Here is a 26,273-nt window from a genome sequence, read left to right on the forward strand (position 1 = left end):
CTTCACCGCGAACCGATTCGGGCCTACGCTATGCACTTGCCTGTCTTCTCGGCGTGCACCTGGCCCATGTGCCAGCGGCACTGAACCTTCGGCCGACACCATCACTCGAAATAGCCACAGACATTTACAGGGAGAGCCTACATGGCCAGCAAATCGGCAAAGACTGCACAAGACATCCTGATGGCTGACTTCCAGGCACTGGTCCGCGACACCGAAAAACTGCTTGCTGACACCGCCAACCTGGCAGGTGATCAGGCAGATGAACTGCGCGAGCAGATCCACGCCCGCCTGGTGCAGGCCCGTGACAGCCTGCACCAGACCAAGGAAGACGTGCGCGAGCGCGGCCAGGAAGCGTTGGCTACCGCTGAGCAGTATGTGCAGGACAAACCCTGGCACGCCGTGGGCATCGCTGCAGGCGTCGGCCTGCTGATCGGCCTGCTGGCCAATCGTCGCTGAGGACGCACTCATGGATAAGGACGCCATCGGTTCCGTCGCCACAGGCAAACGCCTGGGCGCGGCGGTGCTCGGGCTGTTGCACAGCCATGTCGAACTGCTCGGCATAGAGCTTCAGGAACAGAAGGCCCGCAGCCTGCGGCTGTTGCTGTTCGCAGGCTTCGCACTGGTTTTCGGGCTGTTGCTGCTGTCGGCGTTGTCAGGCCTGCTGCTGGTACTGGTCTGGGATACCTACCGTCTGGCAGGTATCATCGGTCTCTGCGTGTTCTACGCGCTGGCGGCGGTATTCTGCGCAATGCGCCTGAAATCGGCTGTTTTTGACGAATCATCACCTTTCAGCGCCACGCTCGAAGAGCTGGCCAAGGACCGGGAGCGCCTGTTGCCATGAGCCTGCCTCAAATGCCAACCAGCCGGGATCCTCGGGAAATGCGCAAGGCGCTATTGCGTCTGCGCATGGAAATGCATCGCCAGGAGATGCGCCTGGAGGCCTCGCAGTTGTTCGATCCGGTGCGCCGCTTGCGCAACATGGGCAGCAGCGTGCAGCACGGTCTCGATGGGCGCCGACTGTCCTTCTGGAACCTGGCAGCGGTAGTCGCCATGGGCTTCATCACCGGCAAAGGTGTACGTGGTGGTGGCCTCTCCCGCCTGGCGGGCCTGAGCGGCAGCGTGGTGCCGCTGATTCGAGTGTTCCTCGAAAGCCGCCGGCGCTAAGTCAGCCCTGCAAGGCAGTCGCACTGGCTGTCTTGCGTTACCCTGCCCTGCCTGTCCGCCCGCCTTGCGCGGGCGTGCCTGGCGATTGCCGTCTATTACTCCACACGACGGAGCACTGTCCTTGGATTGGCACACCCTGCTGAACCGCGAGCGTCTGGGCAAAACCCATTCGAGCCCGCAGGAAATGGGCCGCAGCCCGTTTCACAAAGACCACGACCGGATCATCTTCTCAGGGGCTTTTCGTCGCCTGGGGCGCAAGACCCAGGTTCATCCGCCCTACAGCAACGACCACATTCATACCCGCCTGACCCACTCGCTGGAAGTCAGCTGTGTCGGTCGCTCGCTGGGCATGCGCGTGGGCGAGACCTTGCGCGGCGCCCTGCCTGACTGGTGCGAGCCGAATGACATGGGCATGATCGTGCAGTCGGCCTGCCTGGCCCACGACATCGGCAACCCACCGTTCGGTCATTCCGGTGAAGACGCCATTCGCTACTGGTTCCAGCAAGCTGCCGGGCGCGGCTGGCTTGATGACATGGACCACGACCAGCGCGCAGACTTTCTCAACTTCGAGGGCAATGCCCAGGGCTTTCGGGTACTGACGCAACTGGAATATCACCAGTTCGACGGCGGTATGCGCCTGACCTACGCCACCCTCGGAACCTACCTCAAATACCCGTGGAGCGCTCGACACGCCGACGCCATGGGCTACAAGAAGCACAAGATGGGCTGTTACCAGACCGAGCTGCCTCTGCTGCATCAGATCGCCAGCAAGCTGGGGCTGCCGCAGCTTGATGAACAGCGCTGGGCACGCCACCCGCTGGTCTATCTCATGGAGGCTGCGGACGACATCTGCTACGCCTTGATCGACCTCGAAGACGGTCTGGAAATGGACCTGTTGCAATATGCCGAAGTCGAAGCGCTGCTGCTGGATCTGGTCGGCGACGACCTGCCCGACACCTATCGCCAGCTCGGCCCGGACGATTCGCGGCGGCGCAAGCTGGCGATCCTGCGCGGCAAAGCCATCGAGCACCTGACCAATGCGGCAGCCGATGCGTTCGTGGAACAGCAGCAGGCGCTGCTGGCCGGCGCGCTGGAGGGCGACCTGGTGGAGCACATGCACGGGCCCGCCAAGCGTTGCGTGCTGCAAGCCAAGGACATGGCGCGCAAGAAGATCTTTCAGGACAAACGCAAGACCCTGCACGAGATCGGCGCCTACACCACCCTGGAAGTGCTCCTCAATGCCTTCTGCACCGCCGCGCTCGAGCAACAGGGCGGGCGCAGCCCGTCATTCAAGAGCCGCCGCGTGCTCGACCTGCTCGGCAACCATGCGCCTGACCCCAGCGCGTCGCTACACAGCGCGTTCCTGCGGATGATCGACTTCATTGCCGGCATGACCGACAGTTTTGCCAGCGAGATGGCGCGTGAGATGACCGGACGCTCCAGCCCGACCTGACTGCAACGCGCCGGAAACTTGGAGAATCCTCCGGCGCCTTAGGAACGGTCCTACAAGTTAAACAGAATAGATAAACAAACGCCGAAATCGAACATGACTAGCAACGTTGCATGTATTGACACGCCGGAATTTATAACCGGCGTGTAGCTAGACTTCTTCTTCATTGTAGGTAATTTCCTATATCCACGGGATTGCTCCAACTACCGTGTGCGACTTACGCCATCTAGGCTAAGGTGCCGGCTGCCTATCTTCTTGATGCATGGAAAGCCGAATATGCACTCTGTATTTATCGTGGACGATCACCCTGTCATTCGCCTGGCCGTTCGTATGTTGCTGGAGAACCAGAACTACAAGATCGTGGGCGAATCAGATAATGGCGTGGACGCCATGCAAATGGTCCGCGAAGCCAGACCCGACCTGGTCATTCTCGACATCAGCATCCCCAAGCTTGACGGCCTCGAAGTTCTGTCACGGCTGCAAAGCATGGGCTTGCCGTTGAAGGTGCTGGTACTCACCGCGCAATCACCCGCATTGTTCGCATTGCGCTGCATGCAGTCGGGCGCTTCTGGCTATGTCTGCAAACAGGAAGAGTTGGGCGAATTGCTCAGCGCGATCAAGGCTGTACTGTCTGGTTACAACTATTTCCCCAATCAGGCACTTACACAAACCACGCACGAAGACAACAGTGATCTGGAACGTTTCCGTCTGATCAATGATCGGGAATTGATGGTGCTGCAATTATTTGCCCAGGGCCGTAGTAACAAGGATATAGCCCGAGGCATGTTCTTGAGCAACAAGACTGTCAGCACCTACAAGAAACGCCTGATGCAAAAACTGCAGGTGGAAACGCTGGTCGAGCTGATCGACATTGCCAAACGCAACGCGCTCGTCTGAAGAGCCAGCATGAGCAAGTACCTTGCCGGGCTCTTTCTAGCACTTGTCTTCACCTCTCTGGCCAGCCATGCCCAGGAGTCGCCGGCCGGCGCCCACAGCTACCTGTTGCTGAGCCGTGCCAGTGCGCAAGCGGCCGACCTGCCGCTCACTCCACAGCAGCGTCGCTGGATCAGCAACCGGCAACGGCTGGTCGTCGGCACCACTGCGCCTGACAACCCGCCCTTCGACATCACCCTCGGCGGGCGCGAGTATCAGGGGCTCACTGCCGACTACGTAGGCCTGATCGGCAGCGCCCTGGGCCTGCCGGTGGAAATTCTGCGGCTGCCCACCCGCCAGGCAGCCATCGATGCGCTCAAGCGCGGCCAGATAGACCTGCTCGGCAGCGCCAACGGCTACGAGGCTGCGGCGGCCGGGCTGGTCCTGTCCCAGCCTTATGCCTTCGACCGGACGGTACTGGTCACGCGCGAAGACGAAACCCGTCCACTGGACATGGACCTCGACGGCATGCGCCTGAGTACCCTCTACCATTACCTGCCGGCCTCGGAAATTCGCGCCGCGTACCCCCGGGCGCAGGTCCAGACGTACGAGTCCACCACTCAGGCATTGAACGCCGTAGCGTTCGACCAGGCCGACGTGTTCATCGGCGATATCATTTCCACTCATTACCAGCTCAATCAGGGGCACCTGCCCCGCCTGCGCATGGCCAACTTCGGCAAACATGAAATGGTAGGCTTCAGCTTTGCCATCCGGCAGAACGAGATGCAGTTGCTGGAGCTGGTCAATGCCACCCTCGAAAGCGTGCCGGCGTCCACGCGCGGCGAGATTTCCCGGCGCTGGGGGGCCGGTAGCGACACCCTGCTCACCGACCGCAAGTTGCAACTGTCACAACGCGAGAATCGCTGGCTGCGAGACAACCCCGAAATGCGCGTATCGGTGAACGAGAATGCCGCGCCGCTCTCGTTCCTCGACAACAACGGCCATCTGCGCGGCATCACTGCCGACCTCCTGGAATTGATCCGTTTGCGCACCGGGCTGCGCTTCAGGGTTCAGCGCGCCGGTGACATCACCAGCATGATCACCGACCTGCAGAACGGCACCACCGACATCATCGCCACCTTTGCCCCCGACGAGGGCAATGGGACGAGCCTGACCATCTCCCGCCCTTACCTTGAAACCTCGCATGTCATGGTCACCCGCAGCGGGATCGACCAACCCGCAACCCTTGATCAGCTCCGTGGCAAACGGGTCGCGCTGTCCAGCCATGGCAGGATTGCCAGCCTCCTGGCCACGACGTATCCCGACATCGTCCTGGTGCCGACCAAGAGCCCGTCCCATTCAGTAGCGCTGCTCAACAGCGGTGCGGTCGATGCCATCGTTACCACCCTGATCGACGCCAACCACGCGCTGACGGCCAACAACAATCTGGCCATCCGCACAACGGTCAGCAGCGAGCCCGCCAGCTTCGCCATGGCAACGGCCCCCCACGCTGGAGAGCTGGCGTCGATCCTCGACAAGGCGCTGATGAGCATCACGCCCGAAGAACTGGGCGTCATCCATAGCCGCTGGCGCAGCTACAGCCTGTTCGACGATGCTCAATGGCCGCTGTACCGCCGGATCATCTTGCAGGTGGTGCTGGCCATCGCCGTGCTGCTGGTGCTGGCCCTGCTCTGGAATGCGCGCCTGCGGCGGCAGATCAAGCAGCGGCAGGTGGCCGAGCGCGCGCTCAATGATCAGCTGGAATTCATGCGCGCGCTGCTCAATGGCACCCCCCACCCCATGTACGTGCGCGATCGCGAAGGGCGACTGCAAAGCTGCAATGAAAGCTACCTGGTAGCGCTCAACGTCACGGCCGAGGCTGTACTGGGCAAGCGTCTGGAAGACAGCGCCATCAAAGACTGCGCCTACACCCGGCAGATCCAGGACGATTATCGGACTGTGATGAATCAGGGCAAGCCGCTGATTCTCGACCGCTCCATGCGCTTGAACGAAGAAGAGCGGACGCTGTATCACTGGGTGCTGCCCTACCGCGACTCGCTCGGAGAGATGCAAGGGATCATCGGCGGCTGGATCGACATCAGTGACCGGCGCAAACTGGTTCAGGACCTGCGCCTGGCCAAACAGCAGGCCGATGACGCCAACCGTGCCAAAAGTACCTTCCTGGCCACTATCAGCCACGAGATTCGCACCCCCATGAACGCGGTGATCGGCATGCTCGAACTGGCGCTGCGCCGGGCAGACGAAGGGGAGCTCGACCGCCCGGCCATCGAGGTAGCGCACCAGTCGGCCAAAGACCTGCTGGGCCTGATCGGTGACATCCTGGACGTCGTGCGGATCGAGTCCGGGCATCTGTCGCTCAACCCTGAGGCCGTCAATCCCATCGAACTCGTGGAATCGGTCGGCCGGGTATTCGATGGTCTCGCACGAGAGAAGGGCCTGGCGCTCAGGGTCGTGATCGCACCCGATGCAGGGTGTCATGCACGGCTCGACCCACTGCGTTTCAAGCAGGTGCTGTCCAACCTGGTGAGCAACGCCATCAAGTTCACCGAGCAGGGCCAGGTGCGCATCTGTGTGGCCGTGCGCGATTACACCTCGAGCGGCACGGCGGTGCTCGACCTGGAAGTGCACGACACCGGGATCGGCATCAGCGACGACGACCTCAAGCGCCTGTTCTGCCCGTTCGGCCAAGTCAATCCGGACAGCCAGCAGGCGCGCAACGGTACCGGCCTGGGGCTGGTCATCAGCCGCAACCTGTGTGAAATGATGGGCGGCAGTCTAGGGCTCGAGAGCCTGCAGGGTGTCGGCACCCGGGTACGCCTGCAGATGCCTTTGCAGTTGACCGCGCCGCCGCCAGCGCCGGCGGTGCATGAAGATCGCTGCCCACCGCTGGATCAGCAACTGCAGGTCATGGTCATCGACGATCACCCGGCCAACCTGATGCTCATGGCTCAGCAGTTGAGTGTATTGGGCTTGCACCATCAGCGTGCCTGCGATGGCCGCGAAGCACTGAACAACTGGCGCGATCGCCATTTCGATGTCCTGATCCTCGATTGCAACATGCCGCACATGAACGGCTATCAATTGGCGCGCATCGTGCGCGCCGAAGAGCAACTGTACAGCCGGACACCGTGCACCATCATCGGCTACACCGCCAACGCCCAGCCCGAAGCGCGTCAGCAATGCCTGGACGCCGGCATGGATGACTGCCTGCTCAAGCCGATTTCGCTATCGACCCTGCGTCAGCGCCTTTCAAGCATCCGTCGCGCAGGTGCGCTACCGATGCCGCGTCCGCGCCCGTTCGACCTGAGCGGCTTGCGCGCCGTGGTGGGTGACAGCCTGAGCGACCGCGAACGCTTGCTGCAGACCCTGAAGACCAGCCTGCAACAAGACCTGCGTATCCTCATGCAGATCGATCCTGACGAGGCTCCGCAAGCCGTCGCAGACCAGGCCCACAAGATTCTCAGCGCCGCGCGCATGCTTGAAGCGCATCCGCTGATGGCGGCCTGCGAGACCTTTCATACACCCGACCACCCCCTACCCCTGCGGCAACGACGCCAACGTCTGGCGCGGCATATGCGCCGGGTGGAGAAGGCATTGGAGAAGGAGCTTCGATGAGGGTGACGCAAGCGTCACGCCGCAGGCGGCTGGGCCGGCTCGCGACAACCTGCCCTGTGCAACCGACAGCAACTACCCAAGCGACCGATCACTACCCCTGACAGCGGACAGGCACTGAAACCTGTTAGCTGATAGACTGCGCGCCGTAATTACTCTGAGGATTTATTGATGGCCACTAACCGCTCCCGCCGCCTGCGCAAAAAACTGTGTGTAGACGAGTTCCAGGAATTGGGCTTCGAGCTGAACCTGGGCTTCAAGGAAGACTTGGCTGATGACGCAATCGATGCATTCCTCGACGCGTTCCTGACAGAAGCGATGGATGCCAATGGCCTGGATTACGTCGGCGGCGACGATTTCGGCCTGGTCTGCAAAGCCGAGCGCGGCTCGGTGACCGAAGAGCAGCGTGCAGCCGTCGAAGGCTGGCTCAAAGGCCGCGGCGAACTGACCAAGGTTGAAGTCAGCCCTCTGCTTGACGCCTGGTACCCGGAAACGCCGATCAACACTGCCCAGTGATTGCGTTCAGCCAACATGGCTGACGGCGAGACCCCGAAAACCACCTCATCGAGGTGGTTTTTTTCGTTTGGAGATCGTGCGGACTCGATGAGCCGCGCCGCACGCTGACGCGGCATGCCGATCTGCCCAATTCACCCGGTGGCAAGCTTCACGCTGCAGGCAGCCCACCGAGTGACCTGCCGCCTCGAAAACGTTGCAGCACACGAGAACGCTTTTGTCTCAAACCTGGTCCAACTGACCTACGCTTGGGGCATAATGCCCACGCTGTCTTCACGGGGCCATCATCTTGTACAGCCCCTCCTGCTTCACGCCTTTCATGCGCAGGATTGCCGTTCTCATGATCAAAACGCTACGCCCTCTGCTGCTCGCCGGCCTGTTGCTGCCGGTCGCCCTCTCCAGCCACGCGGCCGCTGTCGGTTCCACGCTGTCACCCAAGGTGCAGCAGGCTCTCAAGACCAACAAACTGCAGGATTCGGCGTTGTCGCTCGTACTGGTGCCATTGGACGGCCCCGGTACAGCGACCGTGTTCAATGCCGATGTGTCAGTCAACCCTGCCTCGACCATGAAGCTGGTCACCACCTACGCCGCACTGGAGCTGCTCGGGCCCACCTACCAGTGGAAGACCGAGTTCTATACCGACGGCACCCTGAGCAACGGTGTGCTCAACGGTAACCTGTACCTCAAAGGGGGCGGTGATCCCAAGCTGAACATGGAAAAGCTGTGGCTGCTGATGCGCGATCTGCGCGCCAACGGCGTGCAGACCATCACCGGTGACCTGGTGCTTGATCGCAGCCATTTCGTACAGCCCAACCTGCCCGAATTCAATGACGATGGCGGCGACGTGAACAAGCCGTTCCTGGTCAAGCCCGACTCGCTGCTGGTCAACCTCAAGGCCCTGCGCTTCGTCGCCCGCAACGACGGCGGCAAGGTGACGGTGTCGGTAGAACCGCCGATAGCCAGCATCCGCATCGACAACCAGGTCAAGGCCGTGGCGTCCAAGCAGTGCAGCGGTGAGGTGCGCTACAACCCGGTGCCGCAAGCCGACGGCATGAGTGTCGTGGTCAGTGGCCAGTTGGGCGATGGCTGCAACTCGCAGACCTACCTGTCGCTGCTCGATCACCCGACTTACGCCGCAGGCGCGGTTCGGGCCATCTGGAATGAACTGGGCGGCACCCTGCAAGGCCGTGACCGGATCGAGAACGTGCCCAAGACTGCCCGCTTGCTGGCGCGCGCGTTTTCGCCAGACCTGGTCGAAGTCATCCGCGACATCAACAAATACAGCAACAACACCATGGCCCAGCAGCTGTTCCTGAGCATCGGCGCGCGTTTTCGCACCGACGCCGACGGCGACGATGCTCGCGCTGCGCAGCGTGTGATCCGACAATGGATGGCCAAGAAAGGCATCACCTCACCGCACCTGGTAATGGAAAACGGCTCAGGACTGTCTCGTGCCGAACGGGTCAGCGCACGGGAAATGGCCATGCTCCTGCAGGCGGCCTGGAAAAGCCCGTTCGCTGCGGAGTTCATGAGTTCGATGCCACTGGTCGGCATGGACGGGACCATGCGCAAACGCCTGAAAACCACGGCGCTGCGCGGTGAAGGCCACATCAAGACCGGCACGCTGAATACCGTGCGCGCCATCGCCGGCTTTACCCGCGACAGTAACGGCAAGACCTGGGCGGTCTCGGCGATTCTCAACGATCCGCGACCCTGGGGCGCGGCGTCGATCCTCGACCAGGTGCTGCTCGATGTGTACCAGCAACCCAAACTCGTCAACACCAGCGTGAATCTTGCGCAGTGATGGCCAGGCGGCGCCTGTCTCACAGGCGCCAGCACGTTCGGGTTACTGCGCGAACGCCTTGCCCAACCCACCCGGCACACCGCTGCTGTCGGTTTCCTGCCACGGTCCTTCGGGGTTCACCGACCAGCTCCAGCCGTTGTTCCAGCGGTAATACGTGCGCTGGCGGTAGAAGGTATTGGACTGTTTCTCCAGTACGTACACGCCCATTTTCGGGTCCCAATGGCTGGCGCCACCGGGCGGCGGTGCGAAACTGGCCGAGGTCCGCGGCATGGGTTTGGGTGCCTGCGCCGGCTGGCCAGGCTTGGGTGCGCCGGGCTGCGGACCGGGCAACGGTTTGACCACCGGGCCTTTGGCCGGCGGCGGGGTCTCGAGCGGCGGCGTGGGTTGCTCGACCGGGCGATGGACCGTACAGGCACCCAATCCAAGGGCCAGGGCGAGTACGGTCAGGCGGGCAATGCTGTTCATGGCGCGGTGTCTCACGAATCGGGGCTGTCGATGATCAGGTGCTGGATGGCCTGGGTATCGCTCGCCACTGGCGCGCTCTGCCCGATCCACTCGCCCTGAGTGGGCTGCCCGCTTCGAGAAACGCGAGCTACCAGTTGGACTTGACCCGCATCGGACAGTTTCATCTGTGCCACCATGGCATCGGCGTCGGACAACACCACCTCGATGGGCAACTGCGCCACCGTGACTCGCTTGGCCGCCAATGGCATGCCTGGCCCCTGGCTGGCGCGGGCGAAGATGAACACGGTGTCTTCGGCGCGGACCTTGTTTTTCAGTGCAGCCGCCAGTTCCACCCGCACCTTCAAGCCCACCTTCGCCTCAGGTGTCGCGCCGCCGGCGCGCAGCTTGTCGGCGGCACGGTCGATCCCGCCTTGCAGCGCAGCGCGGGAGCTGTCCTCGGCGGGCAGTTGGGCCAGCAGACGCTGCCAGAAGCCGATGGCTTCCTGATAGCGCTCACCCTCGAAGGCGGCAATGCCCAGCAGGCCGAGGCTGGTCACCTCGTTCGGGTCGCTCTTCAAGGCCTCGTCGGTCAGGGCCTGGAGTTGCGGGCTCCACTGTTTGTCCTGAGCGAAATACAGCGCCTGGGCCCATTGCCCGAGCAGCTCGGGTTGGCGCCCGGCCAGCGCCACGGCGCGTGCATAGACCTTGGCAGCGTCGGCCGGCCGTTGATCGGCCATGTAGGCGCGGCCCAGGAAATACAGGCTTTCAGCCGAATCGGGCTGGGCCTGAACGGCGCGCTCCAGGCGCTGGGTCATCTCGGCCATGGTTGCCGGCGGCTTGGCGAACTCCTGGGTCAGGCGCACCTGGTCGGCCGCACCGAAGTGCAGATACAGCGCCAACGCCGCCACCGGCAGAAGCACGGCCAGGGTCACCGGCAGGGCGAGGCCGAGCCTGCGCGTGGCACCAGGCTCGGCCGAGGCTGTATCGGCCAGCAACTCGCGCGCCGCTTCGGCGCGGCCCTGCCGCAACTGCTCGGCATCGAGCACCCCGGCCTGCGCCTGGCCGGTCAGCTCGGCGACGCGTTCTTGATACAGCGCTACGTTAAGCGCCGTGCGGTCTTCTTCCTGCTGCTGGCGGTGGCCGCGCAGGGTGGGGATCAACAGGAACGCGAGCGCTGCCAGCAGCAGCAGCCCGGCACCGAGCCAGAATTCAGTCATGGGGATGGTCTTTTTCCAACAGCGTGGCCAGCCGCGCGCGCTCGGCGGGTGAAAGGTCGGCGCCGGCGGCAGGCGCCGCAATGCGACGACGGCGAACGATCACCGCGAGCACTGCGAAACCGCCTAGCAACAACAGCCCAGGCCCGAACCACAGCAGCCAGGTGCGGGCGTTCAAGGCCGGTTTGTAACGGACGAAGTCGCCATAGCGATCGACCATGAAATCGACGATCTGCTGGTTGCTCCTGCCCTCGCCCAGCATGCGGAAGATTTCCCGGCGCAGGTCGGCGGCAATCGGCGCATTGGAGTCGGCGATGTCCTGGTTCTGGCACTTCGGGCAGCGCAGTTCCTTGGTCAGTTGCTGGTAGCGATCACGCTCGGCCTGGTCGCGGAACTGATACGTGTCGATCGCGGCCTGCACACCGCCACTGATGAGCAGGCCTAGCACTGCGGCGCTGAGCCAACGCTTCATGGTTTCGCCTCATCGACCAGTTGCTGGTAGCGCGGTGCAAGCTGCTCGCGCCACACGGTCGCATCGACCACACCCACATGCTTGAAGCGGATGATGCCCCGGGCGTCGATCAGGAAGGTCTCGGGCGCGCCATAGACGCCAAGGTCGAGCCCCAGGGTGCCCTGCTCGTCACTGATGTCGAGCTGGTACGGGTTGTGGAAGTCGGCCAGCCACTTCCGGGCAGCGGCGTTGTCGTCCTTGTAGTTGATGCCATGGATGACCACGCCTTGTTCGGCGAGCTGGTTCAGGTAAGGGTGTTCAACCTTGCAGGACGGACACCAGGTGCCCCACACATTGACCAGCGCCGCCCGCCCTTGCAGGTCACGTTCGGTCAGGGGCTGGCCGCCTTGCACGGCACTCAGCGAAAACGCCGGGAACGGCTTGCCGATCATCGCGGACGGCAGGTCATCAGGCTTGAGGAACAACCCCTTGTAAAGAAACACCGCCAGCAGCAGGAATGCCGCCAGCGGAATCAACATCATCCAGCGTTTCATGCACGTGCTCCCGCTACGCCCAACACCTCTCGCACCCGCGTTCTGACCTTGACCCGATAACGCCGGTCAAGCGCCGCCAGTACGCCGCCCAGCCCGGTCAGCAAACCGCCCAGCCAGATCCAGCGTACATAGGGCTTGATGTGCACGCGCACGGCCCAGGCGCCATCGCCCAGTGGTTCACCGAGGGCCACGTAGAGATCACGGGTGAAGCCTGCATCGATACCGGCTTCGGTCATCATCGACTGCTGCACGGTGTACAGGCGTTTTTCCGGATGCAGCACCGACACCTCGCGACCCTCGCGCGACACACGTACCGTGCCTTTGTCGGAAATGAAATTGGGCCCCTCGAAGTGCCTGGCGCCTTCGAAGAGGAAGTGATAGCCGCCCAGCTCGACGGTCTCGCCGGGTGCCATGCGCAGGTCGCGCTCGGCACTGTTGTTGCTCGACAGCACCACCCCCAGCGCGCACACCACCAGGCCCAGGTGGGCAAGCTGCATGCCCCAGTAGCTGCGGGTCAGGCCGGTCACACCCCTGACCAGGCCCTTGTGGCGAGTCTTGTCGAACAGGTCACGGACACCGGCCAGCAACACCCACGCGCCGAGGGCAAAGGTGGTCAGCACCTGCCAGTCGAAGTCGTCGACCAGCCAGCCCGCCAGGGGCGCCGCCAGTGCAGTGCCGATCAGCACGGGCTTGAGCATGCTCACCAGCCACTGGCCTGGCGTATCTTTCCAGCGCACCAGTACGCCCACGCCGAGTACCAGCATCAGCAGCGCCATCAATGGCAGGAACAAGGCATCGAAATACGGCGGGCCGACCGACAGCTTGGCGCCGGTCAGGGCATCGAGAATGAGTGGGTACAGCGTACCGAGCAGGATCATCGAGGCGGCGACGACCAGCACCAGGTTATTGGCCAGCAGCAGGGTTTCGCGCGACCACAGGGCAAAGCCCACCTGGCTCTTGACCACGGGCGCGCGCCAGGCGAACAACGCCAGCGAGCCGCCCACCACCATCAGCAGGAAGATCAGGATGAACACCCCGCGCTCCGGGTCGGCGGCGAAGGCATGCACCGAGGTCAACACCCCGGAGCGGACCAGGAAGGTACCGAGCAGGCTCAGCGAGAAGGCGGCAATGGCCAGCAGTACCGTCCAGCTCTTGAACACCCCGCGCTTCTCGGTCACGGCCAGCGAGTGGATCAACGCCGTGCCCACCAGCCATGGCATGAAGGAGGCGTTTTCCACCGGGTCCCAGAACCACCAGCCGCCCCAGCCGAGCTCGTAATAGGCCCACCACGAGCCCAGGGTGATGCCGACCCCGAGGAAGGCCCAGGCCACCAGCGTCCAGGGCCGCGACCAGCGTGCCCAGGCGGCATCCAGACGCCCGCCGAGCAAGGCAGCGATGGCGAAGGCAAAGGCGACCGAAAAGCCGACATAGCCCATGTACAACATCGGCGGGTGCACGATCAGGCCGATGTCCTGCAGCAATGGATTGAGGTCGCGGCCATTGGTCGGCATCTGCGGCAGCAGGCGCTGGAACGGGTTGGAGGTGACGATCAGGAAGCTCAGAAAGCCCACGCTGATCATGCCCATCACCGCCAGTACGCGCGCCAGCATGACCTGCGGCAACTGCCGGGAAAAGACCGACACCGCGAACGTCCAGCCGCCCAGGATCAGCGCCCAGAGCAGCAGCGAGCCTTCGTGGGCGCCCCACACTGCGCTGAATTTGTAGTACCAGGGCAAGGCCGTGTTGGAGTTGCTGGCCACGTAGGCGACCGAGAAATTGTCGGTCATGAAGGCGTGGGTCAGGCAGGCGAACGCCAGTGCCAGGAAGGCGAACTGCCCCCAGGCGGCCGGACGGGCCAGGCCCATCCACAGACTGTCGCCGCGCCAGGCGCCGACCAGTGGCACGGTCGCCTGCACGGCGGCGAAGCAGATCGCCAGGATCATCGCCAACTGGCCCAGCTCAGGGATCAACAACGCGGCGTTCATGGCTTGGCCTGCGCGTCAGTGGCAGCCTGGCCGTTTTCCTGCAGGGCCTTGGTGACCTCCGGCGGCATGTACTTTTCGTCGTGCTTGGCCAGCACTTCGTCGGCCACTACCTCGCCCTGGGCGTTGAGCTTGCCCAGCGCCACGATCCCCTGCCCTTCGCGGAACAGGTCAGGCAGGATCCCGCGGTAGGTGATCGGCACCGATTTGTTGAAGTCGGTGACGACGAAGCGGACGTCCAACGAATCACCCGAGCGCTGCAGCGAGCCTTGCTCGACCATGCCGCCGGCGCGGATGCGGGTGTCGTGCGGCGCTTCGCCATTGGCGATTTGCGTGGGGGTGTAGAACAGATTGATGTTCTGTTGCAGGGCGCTGAGGGCAAAGCCCACGGCCAGGGCAACGCCGAGCACCAGGCCGAGGATGATGAACAGGCGTTTCTTGCGCTGCGGATTCACGGCTTGCTCTCCCGGCGCAGACGACGCGCCTCTTCTTGCAGGTAACGGCGCCGGGCGCGCAGGGGCACGGCGACGTTCACGGCCAGCACCAGCAGGCAGATGCCATAGGCTGACCACACGTACAGGCCATGGTGGCCCATGGCGAGGAACTCGGGGATGGACGCGAAACTCATCGCGACGCCTCTTTGCTCAGCGATTTCAAGACCTCGTCCTTGACCCAACTGGCGCGCGCTTCACGCCGCAGCACTTCCAGGCGCATGCGCAGCAGCAATACCGCGCCGAAAAAGCAGTAGAAACCGAGCGCGGTCAGCAGCAACGGCAGCCACATCTCGACCGGCATGGCCGGCTTTTCCGTGAGGGTGAACGTGGCGCCCTGGTGCAGCGTGTTCCACCACTCCACCGAGTACTTGATGATCGGGATGTTGATCACGCCGACGATTGCCAGCACCGCGCAGGCCTTGGCCGAGCTGTCACGGTTGCTGATCGCCTGGCCCAACGCAATGATCCCGAAGTACAGGAACAGCAGGATCAGCATCGACGTCAGTCGTGCATCCCAGACCCACCAGCTACCCCAGGTCGGCTTGCCCCACACCGCACCCGTGACCAGCGCCAGCGCCGTCATCCAGGCGCCGATGGGGGCGGCGCACTGCAGCGCGACGTCGGCCAGTTTCATCTTCCATACCAGCCCCACCACGCCGGCAACGGCCAGCATCACGTAGCACGACTGCGCGAGCATGGCCGCCGGCACGTGGATATAGATGATGCGGAAGCTGTTGCCCTGCTGGTAATCCTCAGGGGCGAACGCCAGGCCCCAGACGATGCCGATGCTCAGCAACAGCGCCGCCGCGATCGCCAGCCAGGGCAGCAGACGGCCACTGATGGCATAGAACCATTTGGGCGAACCGAGTTTGTGGAACCACGTCCAGCTCATTTTCATCACGGTGTATCCAGACATTTGCCGGGCTTGCATGCCCGGTACTCGTTATTCACCGACGCTGATCTTCAGGCCGGCGGCAATCGCAAAGGGGGCCAGGGTAATGGCCAGTGCCGTCAGGCTGGCCAGCCACAGCAAGTGGCCGGTCGCGGGCATAGTGTGCAGCGCCGCTTGCAGCGCGCCACTGCCCAGGATCAATACCGGTATGTATAGCGGGAGAATCAGCAGCGCCAGCAACAGGCCGCCGCGCTTGAGCCCGACCGTCAACGCCGCGCCGACCGCGCCCAGCAGGCTGAGCACCGGCGTGCCGAGCAGCAGGGAGGCCAGCAGCACGGGCAGGCATTCACCGGGCAGGCCGAGCATCAGGGCCAGCAGCGGGGCCAACAATACCAGCGCCAGACCGGAAAAGGTCCAATGGGCCAGCACTTTGGCCAGCACCAGCATCGGCAAGGGATGCGGTGACAGCACCCACTGCTCCAGCGAGCCGTCCTCGAAATCGCTGCGAAACAGGCCATCGAGCGACAGCAGCACGGCCAGTAATGCGGCGACCCAGACCAGGCCTGGCGAGAGGGTTTGCAGGAGCTGCGTTTCCGGCCCGACTGCCAGGGGAAACATCGCTACCACGATGGCAAAGAACACCAGCGGGTTGGCCAGTTCGGCGGGCCGGCGCCACAGCAGCCGCGCTTCGCGGCGCAACAACAGGATGAATACGCTCATGCGGCCCACTGCCCCAGGTTCAGTTCGCGGTAGCCGCGTGGACGCTGATGCAGCTCATGGTGGGTGGTCAGCACCACCGTGCCGCCGGCCTCGCAGTGCTGCGCCAAGTGCTGTTCAAGCTGGGCGACGCCGTGCTTGTCGAGGGCGGTGAAAGGCTCATCGAGGATCCACAGGCGTGGACCCGGCAGATACAGCCGGGCCAGGGCCACCCGGCGCTGCTGGCCGGCAGACAACGTATGGCAGGGCACATCTTCGAAACCCTGCAGGCCGATGGCCGCGAGCGCCTGATCGATGGCGTGGGACTCGGCCGGCTGATGCAGCGCGCACAGCCAGGCGAGGTTTTCCTGAGCGGTGAGCAGGTCCTTGATACCGGCGCTGTGGCCAATCCAGACCAGCTCGGCGGCCAGCGCCGTGCGGCACTCGGCCAATGGCACCCCGCCCCACAGCAAGGCGCCGGCGCTGGGTTGCATGAGCCCGGCGAGCACGCGCAACAGGCTGGTCTTGCCACTGCCGTTGGGACCGCTGACGTGCAGCAGGTCACCGGCGCGCAGGTCGAGGTCCAGATGCTCGAAGAGCATCCGCCAGTCGCGTTCGCAGGCAAGGCCAATGGCCTGGAGGTGGAAGGTCACGGTTTCGCCTTATGCTGGGATGGTCATCACATCCGACCGGGCCGCTCGCCAGAGGACAAGCGACGTGCAGGGCCAGACGGCCTCAAGTCGGCGGGACGGCTGCCGTTACACTGACAACGACCCACACCGGGTGGGCCGCAGCGCGGCCGGCATTATACATGTACCGCGCCAACCCAAGAGGGTTTGGCTCAACAGGTTGTATACAATCATGACCGAGATCAATAGTCTCCCACCGCAACCGGCATCGCCAGCGGCCAGCCCGCGCCCGGCGACCAATGGTGAGGTGCTACGGCTCTCTGCAGGCCAGGCCAACCTGTTGCCACCCGGTACGACCGCGCAAGCGGATGTGCTCAGCCTGCGCCAGGTGGGCCAGTCGTTCCAGATGCTGCTGCGCCTCACATTGGCCGACGGGCAGCAGACCCAGGTTCAGACCAACGCCAGCCAGCCTTTGCCGCAGGGCAGCCAGATGCTGGTGACCCAGACCCAGAGTGCCCAGTTGGCCGTGCTGATGCCACCGGCCGGCAATGATGCGCGGTCGCCGCTGACCCAACTGGACACCCGCACCACCCCGGTCGGCACCCTGCTGCAAGGCACGGTATTGACCACCCAGGCGTTGCCGGGCGTGGCCGGCCAGGCGGCGGTGTACCGCTCGCTGGTCAGCCTGATCAACGGCGCCCAGGCCGGCGCCACCTTGAGCATCGACAGCCCGCGTCCGCTGGCCTTGGGCAGTTTGCTCAGCGCCCAGGTGATGGGTGACCAGTCGCTACGCTTCATGCCCCTGAGTGGCCGACAGGACCAACTGGCCATCGCTCAGCAATTGCTCACCCAACAAGGCCGCCAGGCAGACCTCAGCGGCCTGCTCGACAGCCTGCAACGCCTGGCCAGCGACTCGGACACCAGCGCGCAGCTGCGCAGCAGCGCCGAACGCCTGCTTGCCAGCCTGCCCGATGTGCGCCAGCTCAGCGACGCCAAGGGCGTGGCTCAGGCCCTGGCCGACAGCGGCGGATTTCTCGAAGCCAAGCTGACCGGCGGACAGACCGCCGCGCTGGCCACCGACCTCAAGGCCAACCTGCTACGCCTGGTGGCCCAGGCCAGCCAGGCGCCCGGCGCACCCCACTTCAGCGCGGCCAATGCAGCCACCCTGGCGCCGCTATTGCCGGGGCTGGCGCGCGCGGCGCTGGGCATGCTTGGCAATGCCACACCACGACCACAACCTGGGGGCTTTCCTTTGCCCTCGCGGCTGCTGCCCAACCTGGACGGCGAAGGTGATCTGGAACATATGCTGCGCCTGGCGGCCGCTGCCATCTCGCGGCTGCAAAGCCATCAGCTGAGCAGCCTGCAGCAGACCGGCCTGACCGAGAACGGCACGCTGCAGAGCACCTGGCAGACCGAAATCCCGCTGCGACACGGCCAGGAATTCGTCCCGGTCCAGGTCAAGGTGCAGCATGAAGAACCTGCCGAGCCCAAAGGTGAAGCGCGCGCCAGCGCCAAGGACACGCCCGAAGCGGTGTGGCGCATCGAGCTGGCCTTCGACCTGCATCCGCTGGGCCCGTTGCAGGTCCTGGCGCAACTCAGCCAGGGCCGCCTGTCCGGACAACTGTGGGCCGAACAACCCGCCACGGCGCACCTGCTCGACAGCCAGTTGGGCACACTGCGCGAGCGCCTGGTCAGCCGTGGCCTGGACGTTGGCGACCTGCTCTGCCAGGTCGGCACGCCGCCACAAGGCCCTCGAACCCGACTCGAACAACGCTGGGTGGATGAAACCGCATGAACAAGGCTCCCCGCCAGGCCATCGCCCTGAGCTATGACGGCGAACAGGCACCTACCCTGAGTGCCAAAGGCGACGACGAGCTGGCCGAAGCCATCCTGGCGCTGGCCCGCGAGCACGAAGTGCCCATCTACGAGAACGCCGAGCTGGTCCGCCTGCTGGCGCGCCTGGAACTGGGCGAGCAGATTCCCGAAGCGCTGTACCTGACCATCGCCGAAATCATCGCCTTCGCCTGGCAACTGCGCGGCAAGGTGCCAGTCGGTTTCGAGCCCACGTCGCAGGAGCGTGACATCACACCCAACCTGCCCCGCCTGCCCTCAAGCAATAGATAGCCCCTGCCTGGGCTGGTCATCGCGAAGGTAGCGCCTTTGTCAAAAACAGAGGCAGACCCCATGCATGATCTACCGCTTGAAAACCTGTCCATGGTCAGTGACGCACTGCGCGACTTCCCCCGCCCTGATCGGCTGGCTACCGAAGCCTTGCAGGCCTGGTTACGTCAACAGGGCATCGACGCCTCCCCACTCGACATCGACATCATCACCTTTCATTACCAGCGCGAGCCCCTCGGTGAGGGACGGGCACACTTTCGTGAAAATGCGCTGATTACCCAGAAGATGAACCTTGTCGAGGCGCTCCTGTGCAATTGGCAGGGTGAAACCGCCGCAGGCTATGGCGGCTTTCACTATGGCGACTGGGCTGGACTGGCACCGGTCGGCGCTCTGCGCCTGGTCGAGCGCCTCGACACCCATGACCTGCTCTCCAACTATTCCGACTACCTGGTGCTCAACGGCCTCTATCGGCGCACGCAGCCTGCAGCCTATGGACCAGACAATCGCCTGGCAATACGTGCCGAGGACCTGCAATCCTTCGTCTGGGGGCTGCACTTCCACCACCGCTACATCGGCCAGCTCGACACCTTCTGGAAAGAGCGTTTCGATCTCTATCAACGCGCCATCAAGATCAACTTCATCGCCGCCTGCAATGGCCAGGTGCACCAAGGCAGCCTCAGCGAGGCGGGCCGCCACATCGCCTGGCAGGTCGCCGGGCTGATCCCGCGGCCGCCGAGCGTGCGCGTCGCCTTGCTGAATGTCTATGGCTACGTCAGCACCTCGCTGCTGTGCCTGGAGGACCTGAACAGTCACCGCACGCTGCTGTACATCCCGGGGAATCGCTATCCGTTTCACGAGTTCGACGACACCACCAGCATGCAGCACTGGTTCGCCACGCAGTGCAAGGACCACGCCATGCGCAACGCCTTGCTGCAACACTTCAGCCCGGCTGACTGGCCCGACGGGCTGGATTTCAGCGGCGTGAGAACGGCCCTCAAGGGCCTGGCGAAATTCCCGCAGCCCTACCGCCTGTCGAGCTCGCGACCGGGCTTTACCACCAGCGGCGTCTGGCATCCCACGGTGATCGTCAACTACCGGGCCGAGCGTTACAGCCCGCCGATCAAGAAAGAGCTGTTCCGCCATCTGGCGCGCTGGCATCAGAAGCGCTCCTACGCTGATGCCGACAGCCAGATCATCAGCAACCACCAGATCGACAAAGCCAACTGGACCAACTACCTCAAAGTCGCCATGGGCATGTTGCTGCCCGTAGGGATGGTGTTGCCTGCCCTCTCCCCCCTGCTGGCCATTGGTGGGCTGGCGCAGTTCACGCTGGGCCTGGACAAGGTGATCAACGGTGCCGACGCCGAAGCTCAGGCTGACGGCGTAGAATCTCAGGTGTTCGGCCTGCTCAACGCGGTTCCGCTCGGGGCCTCACTCGCTCAGCGCTCGGGGGCCGTATTCCGCTACTGGCGACCCGGTTTTTTTGCCAGCGCGCGGCTGGCACACCGCCTGGGCGAACGGCTGGGCGCCGCACCCTTGCTCGAATCGGTGGAGCTCAGACCTGCGGAGCTGGCGTTTCGCGAAGCTCAGAGCGACGATCAGCCCATCACGCCGGCAGTAATCCGGCGCATTGATTCGGGGCTGATGCACCGCTTTTCCGCACAACTGATACTCCCTGAAGGCGTCAGCCGCGAATGGGTGGAATATGAGTTGGAGAGCGATTCATTCATTCGTATGAGCGACGCCCGTCAGCCAGACCCTGAACGTTGGGTCGCCATTGATGGAGATCCTCATCGCCTCGCCAGACGGCAGACGCCTGCGGCAGCGGTGACCGATGCAATGCGAATGGCCCGACTGCGCAGCCTGGGCATCCATGTCGATTTGCCCATCGACCTGTCCCCCTATGAGGCGCTGGCCAGAGCGCCCATCCCTCGACGGATCACCAGCATCTGGACGGGCAACCGCCGGTTGGACAGCGAGTTCGCCGATGCGCTGGCACACAATGCCCAGGCCCTGAGCGACAGTGCTTACCATTACCAACTGCTGATCTCGCGTCAGGACCTCACGGCTTACCAGGACAACCTGAGCCTGCTACAGGCCCGAGCCCCCACGCTGGACGTTCTGGTACTCGAAGATCAGCCGTTCTTCCAGACCTTTATCGCCTCAGCCTACTATCCGCAGTACCAGGCCGCGCTGGGCAGCCTGCCTGGCACGGTCAGCAACTTCAGTTCAGCCTGCGACATCCTGCGTTATCGCCTGCTGGCGGAGGTGGGCGGATTGTACATGGATGCCGATGACCTGCTTCTGCTGCCCGCGCGTACGACCGACACCTTGCTGCCTCTGGACCGCATCACCTTGGCAACCCCTTCCGACGGGCTGCTGCTTTCGCCGCCGGTATCGAACGACCAGATGGGCATGTACATCCAGTTCAACACCAGCCTGATCGGCAGCCATCCCGGCAATCCCACGCTGGACGCCATCTCGGAAGAAATCCTCCAGCGCTACCAACAGAACCCCAGCTTCTATCACAGCCGCCCCGACCCCAAGCTTGAGCCCGTGCTGCTCGATGACTACGCACGCCGGCTCAGCCAGCTGACCGGCCCCGGAGTACTCAACGCGGTGATCGATCGCCAGTTGCCCTGGCTACGACAACTGCGCGAGCTGTGCAACCTGTTGGCTTCGCCGATCCACGACATTCACCAGCGGCTCGACCTGGCCGCGTTTCTGCAGGTCATGCGCCAGCACGTGCCACTCGACCAGGTCGCCTCCATCGGCAGCGCGCATAGCTGGGCCAATTACTGAGCTCAGACGCCGACTGCCAGTGACACGTTTGCTCCACATGCCCGCGCGGCGGCGCCTTTGAAACGGCGTCGGTCGGGCAAGACAAGCACTATGTACCGCTGACCACAGGCATGGGTGGCTGAGGCTGCCGGGTTCCAGCAACCCGGAGAACTCCCATGACGACCACCGGCATCAACACCCAAGGCGTACAGCATGTGCGCGATCACCTGGCCCACCTGCCCCGCCCTGACCGTGAAGCACAGCGACTCATCGGCGAATGGCTGCGGACCCAGGGTGTGGAGCGCGATCCCGATCAACTCGAGGTCGTGACCCTGCACCTGAGATCCGACGGGCCAGGCCGCTATGAAGCACTGATCAAGCAACGGGTCAGCCTGACCCAGGCCGTGCTGATCAACTGGCAGGGCGAGTCCAACAACGATGCCTTCGGTGCGTTGATTGCCGCGCCCTGGGCCGGGCGGTTTCCCGACGATGGCGACCTCCGCATCGTCGAGTCTCTCGACCCGCAGGCGTGGTACGAAAACGGCGCGCAGTACCAGGTCTTCAATGGCGTGTTCGTGCGCGGCGAGCCGACGCATTTCGATGCCTCGACACGCGTGGAGATCGACGCCCAAGCCCTTCAGCGCCATATCGAAACGCTGGATTTCCACGCACGCTACCGGGCCCTGCTCGACGATTACTGGCAGGCACACCTGGGCGAGCATCGCCTGTGCTGCAAGCTCAACTGGGTCGCTGCCTGCAACAAGCAAGTGGCCGAGGGCAGCCTGAGCGAAGCTGCCAGGCAATTGATCTGGCAGGCCGCCGACCTGATCCCGCGTGACCCCGGCCTGCGCATACACCCCCTGAACCTCTATGGTTATGCCGCCACCGACCTGCTCTATCTGCACAACGCCCACAGCGACCTGACGGTGCTCTACGCACCGGGCAACAGCTCACCGCTGCTGGAGTTCGCCAGCCACGACCAGCTCAAGGACTGGATCGGCCAACAATGCAAAGAAACGCTCAAGCGTGCTGAGTTGCGGCGTCATTTCCGCCTGGCTGATGGCCCGCAAGGCATCGACTTCAGCGGGCTGGACGTCGCCCTGGAAGGCCTGGCTGCCTACCCCGCCAGCCATCGCCTGCCACCAGAGCATGGTTACTTCAATGACGACGGCACCTGGCCACCGCGCACCTACGTCAACTACCGGCCAGAGCACTACAGCCCTGCCATCGAAGGTGACCTGTTTCAGGCATTGGCCGAACGCCAACGGCAACGCAGCTACGACGATGCTGACTTTCTCATCACCAGCAACAGCGAGGTCAGCAAGCGGCGCTGGCGCGGCTATCTGGACAGCACCCTCAACCTGCTGTTGCCGATCAGCTTCGTGGTGCCAGGCCTGGCGCCACTCCTGGCCATAGGCGGCATCGTGCAGCTGGGCCTGGGCTTGGACCAGGCCATCAACGGCAAGACGCTGGAAGACAAGCTCGACGGCGTGGGCACTATCGCATACGGCCTGTTCAACGCCGTGCCGCTTGCCGCAGAAGCCGCGAGCAGGGCCGCCGAGGGGCTGTTCGAGACCTGGCACGACGGTTTCGTGGTGCCCACACGCATCCATGACCAGATCGGCTACCCGCTCAGCCCGCTCGACCCACCGCGCCTGCCTGAGGCGGACATCGCACCGTATTTCCATCGTCCGATCCGTATCGAACCGTTGCCTGGGGGCGATGCTGACACCGCTGAAACGGTGAGGCGCTATCCACGCTACAACGGCGGCCACGACATGCTGCGGGCGTATTACGAGCCGGTCGATGGCTATGTCCAGGAACTTGAGCTGCTCTACGACCTGGACAGTGGCCTGTTCCTCAGCGAAGACGAACTCAATGAGGTGCAACCCTACTTGTACGAGCCTGACCCAGGGACCGGCAACATGCGCCGAGTTGCGTATGGCACGCGCCAAGCCAGCAACGCCAGTCGTTCGGCCACCTTGCGCGGCTTGGGCGTGGATGTGCCGCTACCGATCGAGCTGCCGCCCTTCAAGGTCGACGGCGCTGAGCCGATTCCCAAGCAGATCACCAGCCTCTGGCTCGGCAACAAGCACCTTGAGCAAAGCGTGTTGGACAACCTCGCCAACAATGCCCGACTGCTCAAGGACAGCCCCTACCAGTACCGTCTGATGCTTTCGAAAAGCGACCCTGAGGCGTTCGCACACAACCTGGCACAACTCACGGCCCAGGTACCTGGCCTGCAGGTGTTGCCGTTGGAAGAGCAGGCATTCTTCGAGGCGTTTACCCAACACCCCAATTACGCCCAGTATCAGAGAGCGACTGCAGGCGCTGCGAGCAACTTCGCTTCCGCCGCCGACGTACTGCGCTATCCGATGCTGCACAGCGAAGGAGGCTTGTACATGGACATCGATGACGCCTTGCTGCCACGCCCCGATCCCGGCGCGGCAGGCACCTCAGGCGCCGCCCTCGATACGGTGGAATTATCGACCCACCCGGAAGGCCTGCTTTTGCACCCTCCTCTGCACAATGAGCTCATGAACCTGAACTCGATGTACAACAACAGCATGATCGGCAGCCATGCCGGCAATCCCACGTTGTTGCGGATTTCCGAAGAAATCCACGCCCGCTATGTCAGCATTGCAGAACCCTACCCCCTCTGCCCTGTCCGCAACCAGGACCCAGCAGGGTTCCGACGCTTCGCCAGACACGTGAGCTGGCTGACCGGCCCGGCACTGCTGACTGACGTCGTCGACCGCCTGCTACCAGACCTGCGACTGCTACGACAGCTGTCGAACATGTTCATGATGCCGTGCATCAACAGTGCCGATGTCGTAAGCATCGACACGTTCAATGCAGTGCGCGAAATCCGTCATCCTCTGAAACGGGTTGCGCGAATCGGCAATCTGCATTCGTGGGCGCACCCGTGACCCGGGCAGAGGAGGCAGGGTTGCAAAGGCGGATCGGCCGCTGAGCCAACCCCACCTCTGGCCAAAGCGCTGCGCAATGATCGAGCAAGCGTGCGGCAGAGCACTACCGCACGCCCATCGCCGCCCCTGAGTGGGCAGTTTCGCGGCGCTTTCGCCACACCTCAATCAGCGCGGTGCAGCTTGCTCATCAGCTGCGCTTCGGCCTGGGTCAGGCCGCAGCTCTGCGTCAGTTCCTCGACGCTCGCCCCCATGCCCACGAGTTTGGCGGCCTGGCTGAAGGTCACGCTGCTCGGGTCACGCTGTTCAAGCTGTTGCAGCTTGTCGGGCAATGGCGCCAACGCCACGCGCAAGTCATGAATGGCTTCACCCATGCGCACGGTGCCGTTCTGGTAGTCGTCCAGGCGCTTGGCCAGGTCCTTGATGCGCTGATCACGCAGCGCATCGCCAATCGCCTGCTCGGCCATCACCTGGCGCTGGCGCTTGCTGTAGTTGAGGAAAAACCACACGCTCAGCGCCCACAGCAAGGCCAGAAACAGCACCGCGACCTCGAAGATCACCTCAGATGTTCTCCAGTTCCGACCATTCTTCTTCGGTCATCATCTTGTCCAGCTCGACCAGGATCAGCAGCTCACCGTTCTTGTTGCACACGCCCTGGATGAACTTGGCCGACTCGTCGTTACCGACGTTAGGCGCGGTTTCGATCTCGGACTGACGCAGGTAGACCACTTCGGCGACGCTGTCGACCAGGATGCCGACCACTTGCTTGTCGGCCTCGATGATCACTACACGGGTGTTGTCGGTGACTTCGGTGGGCATCAGGCCGAAACGCTGACGGGTGTCGATGACCGTGACCACGTTGCCGCGCAGGTTGATGATGCCCAGCACATAGCTCGGCGCCCCCGGAACCGGTGCGATCTCGGTGTAGCGCAGGACTTCCTGAACCTGCATGACGTTGATGCCATAGGACTCATTGTCCAGGCGGAAGGTAACCCATTGCAGAATCGGGTCTTCGGAGCCCTGCGCAGACGATTTTTTCATTCCCCTACCCTCAAATCCGCCCGTGGCGGTGTATACGGCTGTGTCATTGGTGTTGGGTGTGCATCTGTTTGACGGCGCCACTGGCGATCAGCTCTGCCAGCTCGGCGACGTCGAGCAACGCACACATGTGTTCGATCACGGTTCCGGCCAGCCACGGGCGTTGGCCCCGTTGGCTGCGCCATTTGATTTCGTCCGGGTCCAGGCGCAACGAGCGGCTGACCTGGTGCACCGCCAGCCCCCATTCGTAGCCCTGCACCGAGATCACGTACTGCAGGCCCTGGCGGAAGTCGTCGCGGTAACGGTCGGGCATCACCCAGCGCGCGGTGTCGAGCACTTTCAGGTTGCCGGCCTGGCAGGTGAGGATGCCGAGGAACCAGTCGGGCTGACCGAACAGCGGCGTCAGCTCCTGGCCGGCCAGCGGATAGATCGAGCCCAGGCATACCAGTGGCACCGCCAGGGTCAGCCCGGCGACGTCGAACAACAGGCACTCGAACGGCTCGGCGGCCCAGGCGGGGCGGCCCGTGTCAGCGCCAGGCGGAATCGGCGGCAGCAGCGCCGGCCGATGAATCTCGGCCAACGGCGCGACCGGTTCGGGCTCGACCACCGCCTC

Annotated in this window: 25 protein-coding genes; 12 read left to right on the forward strand and 13 right to left on the reverse strand. The window is 63.6% G+C overall.

What is annotated here, in order from left to right; genetic code table 11:
* The first annotated feature begins 141 nt into the window (after positions 1–141).
* The 8 genes from RT028_RS01240 to dacB all read left to right on the forward strand — a co-directional run bounded on the left by RT028_RS01240 (position 142) and on the right by dacB (position 9,437).
* The gene (locus RT028_RS01240; RefSeq protein ID WP_312931518.1) at positions 142–456 is read left to right on the forward strand and encodes a DUF883 family protein; all 315 of its coding nucleotides are present in this window, start codon (positions 142–144) and stop codon (positions 454–456) included.
* Between the two features lie 10 nt (positions 457–466).
* The gene (locus tag RT028_RS01245) at positions 467–841 is read left to right on the forward strand and encodes a phage holin family protein (RefSeq protein ID WP_312931520.1); all 375 of its coding nucleotides are present in this window, start codon (positions 467–469) and stop codon (positions 839–841) included.
* Complete coding sequence (locus RT028_RS01250; protein WP_312931522.1) at positions 838–1,164, forward strand: hypothetical protein; 327 nt, start codon at positions 838–840, stop codon at positions 1,162–1,164. Before RT028_RS01245 ends, RT028_RS01250 begins: the two co-directional genes overlap by 4 nt.
* A 121-nt stretch (positions 1,165–1,285) precedes the next feature.
* Entirely contained in the window at positions 1,286–2,617 is a 1,332-nt protein-coding gene (locus RT028_RS01255) for a deoxyguanosinetriphosphate triphosphohydrolase (protein ID WP_312931525.1), read from the forward strand.
* Positions 2,618–2,890: 273 nt separating this feature from the next.
* A complete protein-coding gene (locus tag RT028_RS01260; RefSeq protein WP_312931527.1) occupies positions 2,891–3,511 on the forward strand; it encodes a response regulator transcription factor in 621 nt (206 codons plus the stop codon).
* Between the two features lie 9 nt (positions 3,512–3,520).
* Positions 3,521–7,123 carry a transporter substrate-binding domain-containing protein gene (locus RT028_RS01265; RefSeq protein WP_312931530.1) on the forward strand — a complete coding sequence of 1,201 codons (3,603 nt, stop codon included), beginning with the start codon at positions 3,521–3,523 and terminating at the stop codon, positions 7,121–7,123.
* A 168-nt stretch (positions 7,124–7,291) separates the two neighbouring features.
* On the forward strand, positions 7,292–7,636 hold the full coding sequence (locus RT028_RS01270; RefSeq protein WP_312931533.1) for a YggL family protein: 345 nt from the start codon (positions 7,292–7,294) through the stop codon (positions 7,634–7,636).
* A 337-nt stretch (positions 7,637–7,973) separates the two neighbouring features.
* Positions 7,974–9,437: a D-alanyl-D-alanine carboxypeptidase/D-alanyl-D-alanine-endopeptidase gene (gene dacB / locus RT028_RS01275; RefSeq protein WP_312931535.1), complete on the forward strand. Its 1,464-nt coding sequence runs from the start codon at positions 7,974–7,976 to the stop codon at positions 9,435–9,437.
* A gap of 42 nt (positions 9,438–9,479) precedes the next feature.
* Here dacB and RT028_RS01280 read toward each other — a convergent pair whose 3' ends face one another.
* The 10 genes from RT028_RS01280 to ccmA are packed head-to-tail and all read right to left on the reverse strand — an operon-like array spanning position 9,480 to position 16,817.
* Positions 9,480–9,902, reverse strand: a complete 423-nt coding sequence (locus RT028_RS01280; protein ID WP_312931538.1) for a hypothetical protein — start codon at positions 9,900–9,902, stop codon at positions 9,480–9,482.
* 11 nt (positions 9,903–9,913) lie between these two features.
* Positions 9,914–11,098 carry a c-type cytochrome biogenesis protein CcmI gene (gene ccmI, locus RT028_RS01285; RefSeq protein ID WP_312931540.1) on the reverse strand — a complete coding sequence of 395 codons (1,185 nt, stop codon included), beginning with the start codon at positions 11,096–11,098 and terminating at the stop codon, positions 9,914–9,916.
* A complete protein-coding gene (locus tag RT028_RS01290) occupies positions 11,091–11,567 on the reverse strand; it encodes a cytochrome c-type biogenesis protein (RefSeq protein WP_312931542.1) in 477 nt (158 codons plus the stop codon). The genes ccmI and RT028_RS01290 overlap by 8 nt, the downstream gene beginning before the upstream one ends.
* Positions 11,564–12,100, reverse strand: a complete 537-nt coding sequence (locus tag RT028_RS01295; protein ID WP_312931545.1) for a DsbE family thiol:disulfide interchange protein — start codon at positions 12,098–12,100, stop codon at positions 11,564–11,566. Before RT028_RS01295 ends, RT028_RS01290 begins: the two co-directional genes overlap by 4 nt.
* The gene (locus RT028_RS01300; RefSeq protein WP_312931578.1) at positions 12,097–14,070 is read right to left on the reverse strand and encodes a heme lyase CcmF/NrfE family subunit; all 1,974 of its coding nucleotides are present in this window, start codon (positions 14,068–14,070) and stop codon (positions 12,097–12,099) included. Before RT028_RS01300 ends, RT028_RS01295 begins: the two co-directional genes overlap by 4 nt.
* An 11-nt stretch (positions 14,071–14,081) precedes the next feature.
* Positions 14,082–14,537 carry a cytochrome c maturation protein CcmE gene (ccmE, locus tag RT028_RS01305; RefSeq protein WP_312931547.1) on the reverse strand — a complete coding sequence of 152 codons (456 nt, stop codon included), beginning with the start codon at positions 14,535–14,537 and terminating at the stop codon, positions 14,082–14,084.
* Complete coding sequence (gene ccmD / locus RT028_RS01310) at positions 14,534–14,710, reverse strand: heme exporter protein CcmD (RefSeq protein ID WP_312931548.1); 177 nt, start codon at positions 14,708–14,710, stop codon at positions 14,534–14,536. The genes ccmE and ccmD overlap by 4 nt, the downstream gene beginning before the upstream one ends.
* Positions 14,707–15,474, reverse strand: a complete 768-nt coding sequence (locus RT028_RS01315) for a heme ABC transporter permease (RefSeq protein WP_312931550.1) — start codon at positions 15,472–15,474, stop codon at positions 14,707–14,709. The genes ccmD and RT028_RS01315 overlap by 4 nt, the downstream gene beginning before the upstream one ends.
* Positions 15,475–15,519: 45 nt before the next feature.
* On the reverse strand, positions 15,520–16,188 hold the full coding sequence (ccmB, locus tag RT028_RS01320; RefSeq protein ID WP_312931556.1) for a heme exporter protein CcmB: 669 nt from the start codon (positions 16,186–16,188) through the stop codon (positions 15,520–15,522).
* Positions 16,185–16,817: a cytochrome c biogenesis heme-transporting ATPase CcmA gene (gene ccmA / locus RT028_RS01325; RefSeq protein ID WP_312931559.1), complete on the reverse strand. Its 633-nt coding sequence runs from the start codon at positions 16,815–16,817 to the stop codon at positions 16,185–16,187. Before ccmA ends, ccmB begins: the two co-directional genes overlap by 4 nt.
* 208 nt (positions 16,818–17,025) lie before the next feature.
* On the opposite strand from ccmA, the gene RT028_RS01330 reads away from it, so the two are divergent.
* From RT028_RS01330 to RT028_RS01345, 4 genes are all read left to right on the forward strand, one after another.
* The gene (locus RT028_RS01330; RefSeq protein ID WP_312931562.1) at positions 17,026–18,588 is read left to right on the forward strand and encodes a flagellar hook-length control protein FliK; all 1,563 of its coding nucleotides are present in this window, start codon (positions 17,026–17,028) and stop codon (positions 18,586–18,588) included.
* Positions 18,585–18,917, forward strand: a complete 333-nt coding sequence (locus RT028_RS01335; protein ID WP_312931563.1) for an EscU/YscU/HrcU family type III secretion system export apparatus switch protein — start codon at positions 18,585–18,587, stop codon at positions 18,915–18,917. The genes RT028_RS01330 and RT028_RS01335 overlap by 4 nt, the downstream gene beginning before the upstream one ends.
* A gap of 60 nt (positions 18,918–18,977) precedes the next feature.
* The gene (locus tag RT028_RS01340) at positions 18,978–21,716 is read left to right on the forward strand and encodes a dermonecrotic toxin domain-containing protein (protein ID WP_312931565.1); all 2,739 of its coding nucleotides are present in this window, start codon (positions 18,978–18,980) and stop codon (positions 21,714–21,716) included.
* 155 nt (positions 21,717–21,871) lie between these two features.
* Entirely contained in the window at positions 21,872–24,625 is a 2,754-nt protein-coding gene (locus tag RT028_RS01345) for a dermonecrotic toxin domain-containing protein (protein WP_312931567.1), read from the forward strand.
* A gap of 161 nt (positions 24,626–24,786) precedes the next feature.
* Here the strand turns inward: RT028_RS01345 and RT028_RS01350 are convergent, their stop codons facing one another.
* The 3 genes from RT028_RS01350 to RT028_RS01360 form a co-directional block, all read right to left on the reverse strand.
* Positions 24,787–25,182: a DUF2802 domain-containing protein gene (locus RT028_RS01350; protein WP_312931570.1), complete on the reverse strand. Its 396-nt coding sequence runs from the start codon at positions 25,180–25,182 to the stop codon at positions 24,787–24,789.
* 1 nt (position 25,183) lies between these two features.
* Entirely contained in the window at positions 25,184–25,663 is a 480-nt protein-coding gene (locus tag RT028_RS01355; RefSeq protein ID WP_296264255.1) for a chemotaxis protein CheW, read from the reverse strand.
* A gap of 43 nt (positions 25,664–25,706) precedes the next feature.
* A partial coding sequence (locus RT028_RS01360) for a CheW domain-containing protein (protein WP_312931572.1) occupies positions 25,707–26,273 on the reverse strand: 567 nt, incomplete at its 5' end.

The organism is Pseudomonas sp. (assembly GCF_032058845.1).
Classification (GTDB): Bacteria; Pseudomonadota; Gammaproteobacteria; order Pseudomonadales; family Pseudomonadaceae; genus Aquipseudomonas.

Bases quoted from the DNA above. Each gene is read 5' to 3' on its own strand.
- RT028_RS01240 (WP_312931518.1), top strand. From the start codon at position 142: ATGGCCAGCAAATCGGCAAAGACTGCACAAGACATCCTGATGGCTGAC.
- RT028_RS01245 (WP_312931520.1), top strand. From the start codon at position 467: ATGGATAAGGACGCCATCGGTTCCGTCGCCACAGGCAAACGCCTGGGC.
- RT028_RS01250 (WP_312931522.1), top strand. From the start codon at position 838: ATGAGCCTGCCTCAAATGCCAACCAGCCGGGATCCTCGGGAAATGCGC.
- RT028_RS01260 (WP_312931527.1), top strand. From the start codon at position 2,891: ATGCACTCTGTATTTATCGTGGACGATCACCCTGTCATTCGCCTGGCC.
- RT028_RS01265 (WP_312931530.1), top strand. From the start codon at position 3,521: ATGAGCAAGTACCTTGCCGGGCTCTTTCTAGCACTTGTCTTCACCTCT.
- RT028_RS01270 (WP_312931533.1), top strand. From the start codon at position 7,292: ATGGCCACTAACCGCTCCCGCCGCCTGCGCAAAAAACTGTGTGTAGAC.
- dacB (WP_312931535.1), top strand. From the start codon at position 7,974: ATGATCAAAACGCTACGCCCTCTGCTGCTCGCCGGCCTGTTGCTGCCG.
- RT028_RS01280 (WP_312931538.1), bottom strand. From the start codon at position 9,902: ATGAACAGCATTGCCCGCCTGACCGTACTCGCCCTGGCCCTTGGATTG.
- ccmI (WP_312931540.1), bottom strand. From the start codon at position 11,098: ATGACTGAATTCTGGCTCGGTGCCGGGCTGCTGCTGCTGGCAGCGCTC.
- RT028_RS01290 (WP_312931542.1), bottom strand. From the start codon at position 11,567: ATGAAGCGTTGGCTCAGCGCCGCAGTGCTAGGCCTGCTCATCAGTGGC.
- RT028_RS01295 (WP_312931545.1), bottom strand. From the start codon at position 12,100: ATGAAACGCTGGATGATGTTGATTCCGCTGGCGGCATTCCTGCTGCTG.
- ccmD (WP_312931548.1), bottom strand. From the start codon at position 14,710: ATGAGTTTCGCGTCCATCCCCGAGTTCCTCGCCATGGGCCACCATGGC.
- RT028_RS01315 (WP_312931550.1), bottom strand. From the start codon at position 15,474: ATGAAAATGAGCTGGACGTGGTTCCACAAACTCGGTTCGCCCAAATGG.
- ccmB (WP_312931556.1), bottom strand. From the start codon at position 16,188: ATGAGCGTATTCATCCTGTTGTTGCGCCGCGAAGCGCGGCTGCTGTGG.
- RT028_RS01330 (WP_312931562.1), top strand. From the start codon at position 17,026: ATGACCGAGATCAATAGTCTCCCACCGCAACCGGCATCGCCAGCGGCC.
- RT028_RS01335 (WP_312931563.1), top strand. From the start codon at position 18,585: ATGAACAAGGCTCCCCGCCAGGCCATCGCCCTGAGCTATGACGGCGAA.
- RT028_RS01340 (WP_312931565.1), top strand. From the start codon at position 18,978: ATGCATGATCTACCGCTTGAAAACCTGTCCATGGTCAGTGACGCACTG.
- RT028_RS01345 (WP_312931567.1), top strand. From the start codon at position 21,872: ATGACGACCACCGGCATCAACACCCAAGGCGTACAGCATGTGCGCGAT.
- RT028_RS01355 (WP_296264255.1), bottom strand. From the start codon at position 25,663: ATGAAAAAATCGTCTGCGCAGGGCTCCGAAGACCCGATTCTGCAATGG.